This is a genomic window from Streptomyces sp. Ru73 (assembly GCF_002920575.1).
GTDB lineage: Bacteria > Actinomycetota > Actinomycetes > Streptomycetales > Streptomycetaceae > Streptomyces.
Genome location: NZ_PQSQ01000045.1, coordinates 1 through 12,310 on the forward strand (window position 1 = coordinate 1; position 12,310 = coordinate 12,310).

Consider the following 12,310-nt stretch of genomic DNA (forward strand, 5'->3'; position numbering starts at 1 on the left):
TTCATGGCGTCGAACCTGACCACGCAGGTGCGCAACATCGCCCTCGTGGCGACCGCCGTCGCGCAGGGCGACCTGTCGCAGAAGATCGACGTGGACGCGCGCGGCGAGATCCTGGAGCTGAAGACCACGCTCAACACCATGGTCGACACGCTGTCCTCGTTCGCCTCCGAGGTGACCCGGGTGGCCCGCGAGGTCGGCAGCGAGGGCCAGCTGGGCGGCCAGGCCCGGGTCGAGGGCGTCTACGGCACCTGGAAGTCCCTGACGACCAGCGTGAACGAGCTGGCGTCCAACCTCACCACGCAGGTCCGCGCGATCGCCGAGGTGACCAGCGCGGTGGCCTCCGGCGACATGACGCGCAACGTCACGGTCGAGGCCAGGGGCGAGGTCGCCAAGCTGAAGAACAACATCAACATGATGGTCTCCAACCTCCGCGAGACCACCCGCGCCAAGGACTGGCTGGACGCCAACCTCGCCCGGCTGGCGGGCCTGATGCAGGGCCACCGCGACCTGGTGGAGGTCGCCGACCTGATCCTGCGCGAGCTGACGCCGCTGGTGAACGCGCAGTACGGCGCGTTCTTCCTGGCCAGCGCCGAGACCGACGAGCTGCGCCTGGACTTCATCGCGGGGTACGGCTCAGCGCACGACGCCAGCATCGACACCCCCGGCTCGCACGGCCACGGGCTGGTGCGCCAGGCGGCCATCGAGAAGAAGCGCATCCTGGTGGAGGACGTGCCGTCCGACTACATCAAGGTCGACTCGGGGCTCGGCGAGGCAGCGCCGACCACCGTCGTGATCATCCCCGTGCTCTTCGAGGACCAGACCCTCGGCGTGATCGAGCTGGCGTCCTTCTCCCGCTTCTCCGACGTCCACCTCGCCTTCTTCGACCAGTTCGTGAACACCATCGGCGTCGCCATCAACACCATCGTCGCCAACTCCCGTACCGAGTCGCTGCTGAGCGAGTCCCAGCGGCTGGCCCGCCAGCTCCAGGAGCGCACCGGCGAGCTGCAGCGCCGCCAGGCCGAGCTGCAGCGCTCCAACGCCGCGCTGGAGGAGAAGGCCGCGCTGCTGGCCAGCTCCTCGCGGTACAAGACGGAGTTCCTGGCGAACATGTCGCACGAGCTGCGCAATCCGCTGAACTCCCTGCTGATCCTCGCCCAGATGCTGATCGACAACGAGCACGGCCACCTCAGCCGGCACGAGGTGGAGAGCGCGGCGATGATCCACCGCTCCGGCTCCGAACTGCTCCAGTTGATCAACGACATCCTCGACCTGTCCAAGATCGAAGCCGGCCGGATGGACGTCTTTCCGTCCCGGGTCCCGATCAACAAGCTGCTCAGCTACGTCCATGACACCTTCCGCCCGCTCACCCTCGACCGCGGCCTGGCCTTCGAGGTGTCGGTGACCGACGCGGTGCCCAAGGAGCTGTACAGCGACGAGAAGCGGATCAAGCAGGTACTGCGGAACCTCCTCTCCAACGCCCTGAAGTTCACCTCCAAGGGCAAGATCGACCTGTCGGTGGACCAGGCGGGCGACGAGACCGTCACCTTCACCGTCACCGACACCGGCATCGGCATCGCGCCGGAGAAGCTGCCGGTCATCTTCGAGGCGTTCCAGCAGGCGGACGGCACGACCAACCGGAAGTACGGCGGTACCGGCCTCGGCCTCTCCATCAGCAGGGAGATCGCGGGCCTGCTGGGCGGCGCGCTCACGGCGGAGAGCGAGCCCGGTGTCGGCTCCACCTTCGTCTTCCGCATCCCCGTCAGGTGCCGCGGCACCGCGGACGCGCTGGACCAGCCGTCCGCCGCGCCTGCGGTGCCCGGGGTGCCCGCCGGCGGGCCCGAGGGAGCGGCCGCCGGTACGCCGCCGGAGCCGCCCCGGCCGCTGGTGCCCGTGCCGGCCGGGGCCTCGGACGACGTGTCCTGGCCCGCCGTGTCCAACGTGGAGCAGTGGGCCAAGGGCGCCACGGGCGAGCTGCTCTCCGGTGCCCAGGCGCTGGTCGTCGACGACGACATCCGCAACGCCTTCGCGCTGACGAACGTCCTCAGCCGGGTCGGCATGCGGGTGGTCTACGCCGAACACGGCCGCGAGGCCATCGAGATGCTCGGCAAGAACCCCGGCATCGACTTCGTCCTGATGGACATCATGATGCCGGAGATGGACGGGTACGAGACGATCCGCGCCATCCGGCGCACCCCGCGGTACGCCGATCTCCCGGTCGTCGTCCTCACGGCCAAGGCCATGCCGGGCGACCGCGAGAAGTCCCTGGAGACAGGCGCCAACGACTATCTCCCCAAGCCCCTGGACGTGGACCGGCTGCTGAACGTCGCGGTCGACCTGCTGTCCAAGTACCGCTCGTCCGCGCCGGCCCCGGAGGGCGCTGCCGTGCCGTCCCCGGACGGTGACGCACCGGCCGCCGAGGGCGGCGGGGCGGGACCGGCGGAGGCGGCCGACGCCGACGGGGGCGAAGACCGCAGTCCGTAGGAGTACACCAGTTACGAAGGCCAGTCATGACCCACGTCACCAGCATCCACAGCGACGATCGGGCGGGGATCCTCCTCGTCGATGACATGGAAGAGAACCTCGCCGCTCTGGAAGCCGTGCTGCGCTCACTCGGTGAACCGCTCGTCCGCGCGCGGTCCGGCGAGGAGGCGATGAAAGCGCTGCTCCGGCAGGAGTTCGCGGTGGTCCTGCTGGACATCCTGATGCCCGGGATGGACGGCTTCGAGACCGCGAGCAACATCAAGCGGCTCGACCAGGCCCGGCACATCCCGATCATCTTCCTGACCGGGACGGACTCCGACTCGGGCTACGCCTTCCGCGGCTACTCCACAGGGGCCGCGGACTACCTCACGAAGCCCTTCGACCCCTGGGTACTGCGTGCCAAGGTGAAGGTCTTCCTGGAGCTGCACCAGAAGAACCGGCAGCTGCGCCGGCTCCGCCAGCGGGACCGGGACCGCATCGAAGAGCTGGCGGACCGGATCGCGGCCATGGAGGAGACCCTGGCGGGCAGCGATCACCTCGAAGCGGGCGAGCTGCGCGCGCGGATGGCCGAGCTGGAGGAGACGATGCGGGCGTTGCGCCACGGCCATCCGTGACGGAACGCCCGCCTCGGCGTGCCGGGACGCCGCACTCGCCGCGGCGGTCCCGGCACGACCGGTGTCAGGACTCGCGGGTCCCCGCGTACATGTCGTCCAGCAGGTCCTTGAAGGTCCGCTCGACGACCGGGCGCTTGACCTTGAGGCTGGGCGTGACCTCGCCGTGCTCGATGTCCAGGTCACGCGGCAGGATGCGGAACTTGCGGATCTGCTGCCAGCGCTGCAGCCCCTCGTTGACCCGCTCGACGTAGCCGTCGATCAGCTCGCGGACCTGCTCGGTGGCGACCACGGCGGCGTAGTCCTTGCCCGCCAGGCCGTGCTCCTTGGCCCAGTTCAGGATGGTCGGCTCGTCCAGGGCGATCAGCGCGGTGCAGAAGTTCCGGTTGGCGCCGTGCACGAGGACGTTGGAGACGAACGGACAGACCGCCTTGAACTGGCCCTCGACCTCGGCGGGCGCGATGTACTTGCCGCCGGAGGTCTTGATCAGGTCCTTCTTGCGGTCGGTGATCCGCAGGTAGCCGTCGGCGGACAGCTCGCCGATGTCACCGGTGTGGAACCAGCCGTCCGACTCCAGCACCTCGGCCGTCTTCTCCGGCAGCCCGTGGTAGCCCTGCATGATGCCGGGGCCGCGCAGCAGGATCTCGCCGTCCTCGGCGATGCGTACCTCGGTGCCGGGCAGCGGCTTGCCGACCGTGCCGGTGCGGTAGGCCTCGCCGGGGTTCACGAAGCTGGCCGCGCTGGACTCGGTCAGGCCGTAGCCCTCCAGAATGTGGATGCCGGCGCCGGCGAAGAAGTAGCCGATCTCGGGGGCGAGCGCCGCCGAGCCGGAGACCGCGGCGCGCAGCCGTCCGCCGAACGCCTCGCGCAGCTTGGCGTACACCAGCTTGTCGGCGATCTGGTGCTTGGCGGCGAGCGCGAAGGGCACCGAGGCCTTGCCGGTCCGGCGGAAGTTGTCCTGCGAGACCTTGGCGTACTCGCGGGCGACCTCGGCCGCCCACTGGAAGATCTTGTACTTCGCCGCGCCGCCCTCGCGGGCCTTGGCGGCGACGCCGTTGTAGACCTTCTCGAAGATCCGCGGCACGGCCGCCATGTACGTCGGCCGCACGACCGGCAGATTCTCGATGATCTTGTCGACCCGGCCGTCCACCGCGATGACGTGGCCCTGGGCGATCTGGCCCGCGGTGAGCACCTTGCCGAACACGTGCGCCAGCGGCAGCCACAGGTACTGCACGTCGTCCTCGTTCACCAGGCCGGTCGCCTGGATCGCGCGGGCCATGTACGCCCAGCAGTCGTGCGGCAGCCGTACGCCCTTGGGGCGCCCTGTGGTGCCGGAGGTGTAGATCAGCGTGGCGAGCTGGTCGGCGCGGAGTGCCGCGACCCGCTCCTTCACACAGCTGGGGTTCTTCTCCAGGTGGGCGGCGCCGCGCTTCTCCAGCTCGGCGAGCGAGAGCACCCAGCCGTCGGGGTCGCCCTCGGCCGGTACGGCGTCCGCCTCCTGGATGACGATGACGTGCGCGAGGTCCGGCAGGTCGGCGCGGCGCTCACGGGCCTTGGCCAGCTGCGCGGCGTCCTCGGCGATCAGCACCCGGCTGCCGGAGTCGGCGAGGATGTACGCCGTCTCGTCCGCGTTGGTGCTGGGGTACACGGTCGTGGTGGCCGCGCCCGAGCACAGCACGCCGAGGTCGGTGAGGATCCACTCCACGCGGGTGCTGGAGGCCAGCGCCACCCGCTCCTCGGGGGCCACGCCCAGCTCGATGAGGCCGGCGGCGGTGGCGTACACGCGCTGCGCGGCCTCCGCCCAGGTGAGCGACTTCCAGTCGTCCGGCCCCTGGCCCGAGGCCGGGGGTACGGGATACCGGTATGCCTCGCCCTCGGGGGTTGCCGCGACCCGCTCAAGGAAGAGCGTCGCCACGGAAGGTGGCCGGTTTTCGATCAACGACTGGCTGTCCGTCACGTCTTCCTCCGGGGCCCGCTTCATTGCTGGTGACTCGCGAGTAACCTTCGAGCAGGGTTCAGACTAGAGCGCGTGGCGTCCCCATGTAAGGGCCTGCCGCACACTCATTCACCTTGTGACCGATCGGTGTGCGCGGGGCTGCGCAGGGTGTCCGGACGATGTCCGCGCGAGGTCCTCCAGAGCCGTCTTCCCCCGCTCCCCGGCGCCCGAACCGGCCACCCGCCATCCGAGGGTGAGCGGTTGGCCACAGTCGGTGTGCGGCACGGCTCGCACTCCCACCCGAAACGGACGAGCGTTCGACCGGTGCCGCATCGCAGGCCGGCGGCCGTACGCAAAGCGACGGGCGCCCGTCCCGGCGGGGAACGGACGCCCGGTATCGCTCAGCGGTGCGCCGCCTGCGGGCGGCGATCACCGTGCGGTGTCACTTCTTGCCCTTGGAGTCACCGTCGGAGTCCGAGGACAGGACCGCGATGAAGGCCTCTTGCGGAACCTCCACACTTCCCACCATCTTCATCCGCTTCTTGCCTTCCTTCTGCTTCTCCAGCAGCTTCCGCTTACGCGAGATGTCACCGCCGTAGCACTTGGCGAGGACGTCCTTGCGGATGGCGCGGATGGTCTCGCGGGCGATGACCCGGCTGCCGATGGCGGCCTGCACCGGCACCTCGAACGCCTGCCGCGGGATCAGCTCGCGCAGCTTGGACACCAGCCGGACGCCGTACGCGTACGCCTTGTCCTTGTGGCAGATCGCGGAGAAGGCGTCGACCTGGTCGCCGTGGAGCAGAATGTCGACCTTGACGAGGTTGGCCACCTGCTCGCCGGTGGGCTCGTAGTCCAGCGACGCGTAACCGCGGGTCTTGGACTTGAGCTGGTCGAAGAAGTCGAAGACGACCTCGGCGAGCGGCAGGGTGTAGCGGATCTCCACCCGGTCCTCGGAGAGGTAGTCCATGCCGAGGAGGTTGCCGCGGCGGTTCTGGCACAGCTCCATGACCGCGCCGATGAACTCGCTCGGGGTCAGGATCGTGGCCCGCACGACCGGCTCCCGCACCTCGGCGATCTTGCCCTCGGGGAACTCCGAGGGGTTGGTCACCTCGTGCTCGGTGCCGTCCTCCATCGTCACGCCGTAGATCACGTTCGGCGCGGTCGCGATCAGGTCCAGCCCGAACTCGCGCTCCAGCCGCTCCCGGATGACCTCCAGGTGCAGCAGGCCGAGGAAGCCGACGCGGAAACCGAAGCCCAGCGCGGCCGAGGTCTCCGGCTCGTACACCAGCGCCGCGTCGTTCAGCTGCAGCTTGTCCAGCGCCTCGCGGAGCTCCGGGTAGTCCGAGCCGTCCAGCGGGTACAGGCCCGAGAAGACCATCGGCTTGGGGTCCTTGTAGCCGCCGAGCGGCTCCGTGGCCCCCTTGCTGAGCTGGGTGATCGTGTCACCCACCTTGGACTGCCGGACGTCCTTCACACCCGTGATCAGGTAGCCGACCTCGCCGACGGACAGGCCGTCGGCGGCCTGCATCTCCGGCGAGTTCGTCCCGATCTCCAGCAGCTCGTGCGCGGCGCCGGTGGACATCATCTTGATGCGCTCGCGCTTGCTGAGCGTGCCGTCGACGACCTTCACGTACGTGACGACACCGCGGTACGCGTCGTACACCGAGTCGAAGATCATCGCGCGGGCCGGCGCGTCCTTCACGCCCACCGGCGCGGGCACGTCCCGCACGACCTTGTCTAGCAGTTCGTCCACGCCCACGCCGGTCTTCGCGGAGACCTTGAGGACGTCCTCGGGCTCGCAGCCGACCAGGTTCGCGAGCTCCGCCGCGAACTTCTCCGGCTGCGCGGCCGGCAGGTCGATCTTGTTCAGCACCGGGATGATCTGGAGGTCGTGCTCCATCGCCAGGTACAGGTTGGCGAGCGTCTGCGCCTCGATGCCCTGGGCGGCGTCGACCAGGAGGATGCACCCCTCGCACGCGGCGAGCGAGCGCGAGACCTCGTACGTGAAGTCGACGTGCCCCGGGGTGTCGATCATGTTGAGGATGTGGGTCTGCCCGTTCTCCTCATCGGTACGGGCCCAGGGCAGCCGGACCGCCTGGGACTTGATCGTGATGCCCCGCTCACGCTCGATGTCCATGCGGTCGAGGTACTGCGCACGCATCTGCCTCTGCTCCACGACTCCCGTCAGCTGGAGCATCCGGTCGGCAAGCGTCGACTTGCCGTGGTCGATGTGCGCGATGATGCAAAAGTTACGGATGAGAGCCGGGTCGGTACGGCTCGGCTCCGGCACGTTCGTAGGGGTCGCGGGCACGCAGAGGTCCATTCAGAGAACGCGGGTCGGACGGATCGGATCAGGGAACAGGGCGTAACAGGCGGTGCGGGTCTCGGGGCCGCGGCCGCGGTCACCGTCGCGGTGACCGCCGGGGTGGGCGGCTCTCGGGCATTTCGTCCTCCCTATCGTCCCATGAGCCGCGTCCCCAAACTCTTCGGGAGGCGCGGGAGCACGGGGGCGTGGCCCCGGGCCACCGGGGCGGAGGGCTCGGGGCGCCGGGGCGCTGGGGCCGGAGCGGCGTCGGCGGCTTCCCGGCGGGGGCTCCTGGCGGAGGCTCCCGGCCGGGGCTCCCGACGGGGCCTCCGGCCGGTTTGGGCGGCCGTTACCCCTGCTGGTAGCCTGGTCCATCGTGTTTCGTGCCCTCTCATGTACGCGACACGCAGAAAGCCCGGACCGGGCGGGGTGATGCCCGTCCTCCCGGAATCCAACGAACCTGAAAAGGCTCTTTCGTGGCGAACATCAAGTCCCAGATGAAGCGGATCAAGACCAACGAGAAGGCTCGTCAGCGCAACAAGGCTGTCAAGTCGACTCTGAAGACCGCGATCCGTCGCACCCGTGAGGCCGTGGAGGCCGGTGACCTGCAGAAGGCCACCGTCGCCCAGGCCGAGGCCGCCAAGAAGCTCGACAAGGCCGTCAGCAAGGGCGTCATCCACAAGAACGCCGCCGCCAACAAGAAGTCGGCGCTGGCGAAGAAGGTCGCGACCCTCAAGGGCTGACCTTCCAGTGCTTCACGGGACCTCCCAGGAGGTCTTCCGGCCACCGTTCCGGGCTTCGGCCCGTACGGCAGCCACGCTTCACCGCCGGTGAGGGCCCAGCGGCCCCTCTCTCCGCTCCTCCCCGGCCCCCGCGCCGCACGCGGCCTGCGTTCGCCACGCGGGTGCGGCGCACCAGCTCGAAACCGGGAACCCCGTTTCCGCCCTTCCCCAGGGCGGGAGCGGGGTTCTTGGCGTTGGTGCGGGGCGAGGTGGGGTGGGGTGGGGTGCGGCTTGGCGGTGAGCGCCTGGGGGCGGGCCTCGGTGCTGTCGGGTTTGGCGTCGGCGGACTTGGCGTGGGGTGCTTGGCGTGGGCGGGGTGATGCCGGGGCCGATGGGGCGAAAGGTCGGGGCCATGGCCGGGGCAGCGGTGGCTGATTCGGGTCGGATACCCTGCCGCTCATGTCCAACTCGGGGGAACAGCCCAATCCGTATGCCCAGCAGCCGCCCCAGCCTCCTCAGGGAGCGGCGCCGCAGGGGCCACCGCCACCGCCCCAGATGCCGCAGCAGAACCAGGGGCCGCAGCCGCCGAGCCCCTACGGCCAGGTGCCGCAGCAGAACCCGTACGCCCAGCAGCCGGCCGGCTATGGCTACCCGGCGGCGCACGGCGTACCGACCATGCCGGGCGGCGTCCCCGCCGGCGCACCCGGGGGCTACGGCGGCGGCCCGGCCCCGACCGGCGGCGGCAAGGGCCTGCCCGCCTGGCTGTGGGCCGTCGGCGGCGCCGTGGTCGCCTCGGCCGTCTGGGCCGGCGTGCTCTTCGCGACCGGCGGCTCCAGCGACGCGGCAAGCCCTGACCTGGGCGGTTACCGCTACCAGGCGGACCTCTGCGGGTCGACGTCCTGGACGCCGTTCGAGGACGCACGCTACAAGATGGAGGACAGCAGCACCTCCGCCAGCGCCGGCGAGAACCCCGCGAGCAGCGGCCACCAAGACCCCGCGCTGGACTCGATGTGGTGCAACGCGGACCTGGTCCCGGACGACGCGGGCGACGACGACTACTCCTCCACGTTCGTCTACACCAAGGCGTTCCTGCACAAGAAGACCGACCCGGCCCCCGAGTTCGCGGCGCAGTACCGGTCGTACGAGGAGCAGGAGTCGTCCACCAAGTACAAGGTCACGCCCGTCCAGGGCATCGGCGACGAGGCGTACCTGGTGACCCGCGAGGAGTCCGCCGACAGCAAGAGCCGGTACGTGGTGCTCGGCGTGCGGGACGGCTGGATGACGTACGAGACCTCCTGGTCCAGCTTCTCCAGCAGCGACAACTCCGGCGCCCCCAGCTCCGACGAGGTGGCCGACATGCTCCGCACGAGCGCAACCCAGACCCTCAAGAAACTGCAGGGCTGAGGGGACGGGTCGGGCCGAACGGGCCCGCCGCACAGCGGGGGGCCGCCGCACAGCGGGGGCCCGCCGCAGCGGGGGCGCGGCGGCGCGGGCGGACCGGGCTGTGCGGCGGCGCGGGCGGTGCGGGCAGCGCGGTGGCGCGGGCAGCGCGGTGGCACGGGCGGCCCGGCGGCGCGGGCAGCGCGGTGGCACGGGCGGCCCGGCGGCCCGGGGCAGCGCGGCAGCACAGGCGGCCCGGGCAGCGCGGTGGCGCGGGCGGACCGGCCGCGCGGCGGCACGGGTGACGCGGCAGCGTGTGGTGGCGCGGGCGGCGCGGACTGACCGCCCGGCAGCCGGCAGGGCCGAGGCCCGTCGCAGGCCGGCCGGAGCTGCGGCCGTACTCGGAGAACCGGCCCGTCAGGGCCAGGGTCAGCGGCGGGAGCGGGCCGCTCGGGCGATCGTGACGACGGCCTTCTCCAGGGCGTACTCCGGATCGTCACCGCCGCCCTTGACGCCCGCGTCGGCCTCGGCGACGGCTCGCAGCGCGGTGGCCACCCCGTCCGCCGACCAGCCCCGCATCTGCTGCCGCACCCGGTCGATCTTCCACGGCGGCATGCCCAGCTCCCGGGCGAGGTCCCCGGGCCGGGCGCCGCGCGGCGCCGAGGCCAGCTTTCCGATCGCGCGCACGCCCTGCGCCAGCGCGCTGGTGATCATGACGGGCGCGACGCCGGTCGAGACCGCCCACCGCAGCGCCTCCAGCGCCTCGGCCGCGCGCCCCTCGACCGCCCGGTCGGCCACCGTGAAGCTGGACGCCTCGGCCCGGCCGGTGTAGTACCGCGCGACCACCGCGTCGTCGATCGTGCCCTCGACGTCCGCCGCCAGCTGCGAACAGGCCGAGGCCAGCTCCCGCAGGTCACTGCCGATCGCGTCCACCAGCGCCTGGCACGCCTCCGGCGTCGCCGACCGCCCCGCCGTACGGAACTCCCCCCGCACGAACGCCAGCCGGTCAGCGGGCTTGGTCATCTTCGGGCACGCGACCTCGCGCGCCCCGGCCTTGCGTGCCGCGTCCAGCAGCCCCTTGCCCTTGGCGCCGCCCGCGTGCAGCAGCACCAGCGTGATCTCCTCGGCCGGCGTGCCGAGGTACGCCTTGACGTCCTTGACCGTGTCCGCCGACAGGTCCTGCGCCTGGCGCACGACCACGACCTTGCGCTCGGCGAAGAGCGACGGGCTGGTCAGCTCGGCCAGCGTGCCGGGCTGCAACTGGTCGGGGGTGAGGTCACGGACGTCGGTGTCCGCGTCGGCGGCCCGCGCCGCCGCCACCACCTGCTGCACCGCACGGTCGAGCAGCAGCTCTTCCTGCCCCACGGCGATCGTGACGGGGGCGAGCGGGTCGTCGTTTGCTGTCTTCCTGGCCATCGCGGTCCAGCATCCCACGCGCCACCGACACTGCGGCCCGGACCGTACCCACCACCCCGGCCGGCGCGCTCCTCGCTGTCGGAGAATGGTGGGGTGAGCGATGTGCGACATGTACTGGTGCTGCCCGACCGGGACGCCGCGGAGGAAGTGGCCGAGGTACTGACCGAGGAGTACGGCGTGGCCCAGGAGCCGCAGCTCGTACGGGACGCCCTGGCCGGCGAGGACGACGCGGAAGACGCGCAGTGGCTGGTCGTCCTGGAGGACCCCGACTCCACCTGCGACCCGACCGCCCTGGACACCCTGGCCGCCGCATACGAAGGCTGGCTGGAACCCGAGCGCCCCTGACGCCCCGGCGTCGCCCATCGGGCCGCCCGACACCGGTCGGGCTGCTCGAAGCCAGTCGGGACGCCCGGCGGCGGTCCGGACGCCCGACGCCTACCGGAAGGCTCGCCGGTGACGGGGGCGGCGCCGCTGGCTACGAGGCCCCTGCCCTCCGGGGCGCCGCCAGCCCGCGCCCATCCTGCGGTCAGCCCGCGTCGGCGGTCAGCCCCGCGTCGGCGGCGTCGGCGCAAGCGGGGCTTGGGTGAGGGGCATGCCGAAGTGGGTGCGGTAAGCGGTGAGCAGCTCGGCCTCGGGGATTTCGCGTTCCGTGCGGTCGCCGTCGGGCGCGGTGGTCACCAGCGTGCGGCCCGAGAGTGTGATCCGGCCGCCGTCGTCGGTCAGCCGTGAGCAGACCAGTGACTGCGTGAAGTGCGACTTCGGCGAGGTCCGCTGCCACCAGCAGCCGGCCTCGAAGTCGGCGAGCGCCCGCGGCCGCGTTTCCAGGCGGTACTGCGGCGCCCCGTCCCGCAGTACGTCGAGATCCCCCTCGCCCGTCGTCACCACACGGAACACCCCGCCCGGATCGGCCTGCTCCGCATCCGTGTCCAGCCGCAGCGGAAAGTGGCTGTGCCGCCCGAACCCGACGTCGGCCAGCAGCGGCCCCTCGGCCGTACGGACCCGCACCGCCGCGTGGTCGTACGGGATGCCCAGCCGCCCGTCCTCGCCGTACACCCGCCCGGACAGCAGCTCCGCCTCGTACCCCAGCGCGGTCAGCAGCATCGCGAACGCGCCGTTCAGTTCGTAGCAGAAGCCGCCGCGGCGGTCCCGTACGAGCTTGTCCAGCAGGGCCTGCTCGGTCAGGACGATCTCCTCGCCGAGGTGGATGGAGAGGTTCTCGAACGGGACCGTGCGCAGGTGCTGAACGTGCAGCCGCCGCAGGGCCTCGGCATCGGCCGCGCCGGGCCGCTCCGCCCCGATCCGCCGCAGGTAGGCGTCGACGGCCGCGCCGTCCAGCCCGCCCCGGGCGTTCTCCCGGCCCGTCACGTCGTCCCGAGCCGGCACGCCCTCCCGGCCCGTCACGTCGTCCCGGCCCGGCACAGCATCCCTGGCCGGCACGGCGTCCCGGCCCGTCCCGTCC

Annotated in this window: 9 protein-coding genes; 5 read left to right on the forward strand and 4 right to left on the reverse strand. The window is 71.4% G+C overall.

All coding sequences use genetic code 11. From position 1 onward, the window contains the following. A partial coding sequence (locus C3486_RS19940) for an ATP-binding protein (RefSeq protein ID WP_146075019.1) occupies nucleotides 1-2,481 on the forward strand: 2,481 nt, incomplete at its 5' end. Between the two features lie 26 nt (nucleotides 2,482-2,507). Beyond that, nucleotides 2,508-3,095 (forward strand): two-component system response regulator, encoded by a 588-nt coding sequence (locus tag C3486_RS19945; protein ID WP_103834100.1) that lies wholly within the window; start codon nucleotides 2,508-2,510, stop codon nucleotides 3,093-3,095. 64 nt (nucleotides 3,096-3,159) lie between these two features. Here the strand turns inward: C3486_RS19945 and C3486_RS19950 are convergent, their stop codons facing one another. Beyond that, nucleotides 3,160-5,049 carry a long-chain fatty acid--CoA ligase gene (locus C3486_RS19950; protein ID WP_103834131.1) on the reverse strand — a complete coding sequence of 630 codons (1,890 nt, stop codon included), beginning with the start codon at nucleotides 5,047-5,049 and terminating at the stop codon, nucleotides 3,160-3,162. Between the two features lie 421 nt (nucleotides 5,050-5,470). Beyond that, the gene (gene lepA / locus C3486_RS19955; protein WP_103834132.1) at nucleotides 5,471-7,339 is read right to left on the reverse strand and encodes a translation elongation factor 4; all 1,869 of its coding nucleotides are present in this window, start codon (nucleotides 7,337-7,339) and stop codon (nucleotides 5,471-5,473) included. A gap of 470 nt (nucleotides 7,340-7,809) precedes the next feature. Here lepA and rpsT point away from each other — a divergent pair, with 470 nt between their 5' ends. Together rpsT and C3486_RS19965 are read left to right on the forward strand one after the other, a co-directional pair. Next, nucleotides 7,810-8,076, forward strand: a complete 267-nt coding sequence (rpsT, locus tag C3486_RS19960; RefSeq protein WP_103834101.1) for a 30S ribosomal protein S20 — start codon at nucleotides 7,810-7,812, stop codon at nucleotides 8,074-8,076. A gap of 438 nt (nucleotides 8,077-8,514) precedes the next feature. Beyond that, on the forward strand, nucleotides 8,515-9,459 hold the full coding sequence (locus tag C3486_RS19965; RefSeq protein ID WP_103834102.1) for a hypothetical protein: 945 nt from the start codon (nucleotides 8,515-8,517) through the stop codon (nucleotides 9,457-9,459). A gap of 405 nt (nucleotides 9,460-9,864) precedes the next feature. Here the strand turns inward: C3486_RS19965 and holA are convergent, their stop codons facing one another. Next, nucleotides 9,865-10,851: a DNA polymerase III subunit delta gene (holA, locus tag C3486_RS19970; RefSeq protein WP_103834103.1), complete on the reverse strand. Its 987-nt coding sequence runs from the start codon at nucleotides 10,849-10,851 to the stop codon at nucleotides 9,865-9,867. 93 nt (nucleotides 10,852-10,944) lie between these two features. On the opposite strand from holA, the gene C3486_RS19975 reads away from it, so the two are divergent. Beyond that, nucleotides 10,945-11,196: a hypothetical protein gene (locus C3486_RS19975; protein ID WP_103834104.1), complete on the forward strand. Its 252-nt coding sequence runs from the start codon at nucleotides 10,945-10,947 to the stop codon at nucleotides 11,194-11,196. Between the two features lie 198 nt (nucleotides 11,197-11,394). Here the strand turns inward: C3486_RS19975 and C3486_RS19980 are convergent, their stop codons facing one another. Next, nucleotides 11,395-12,186, reverse strand: coding sequence for an arylamine N-acetyltransferase (locus C3486_RS19980; protein ID WP_181138616.1), 792 nt, complete (start codon nucleotides 12,184-12,186; stop codon nucleotides 11,395-11,397). Between the last annotated feature and the right edge of the window lie 124 nt (nucleotides 12,187-12,310).

Excerpts from the sequence above, each read along its gene's own strand:
- C3486_RS19945 (WP_103834100.1), top strand. The coding sequence starts at position 2,508 with ATGACCCACGTCACCAGCATCCACAGCGACGATCGGGCGGGGATCCTC.
- C3486_RS19965 (WP_103834102.1), top strand. The coding sequence starts at position 8,515 with ATGTCCAACTCGGGGGAACAGCCCAATCCGTATGCCCAGCAGCCGCCC.
- holA (WP_103834103.1), bottom strand. The coding sequence starts at position 10,851 with ATGGCCAGGAAGACAGCAAACGACGACCCGCTCGCCCCCGTCACGATC.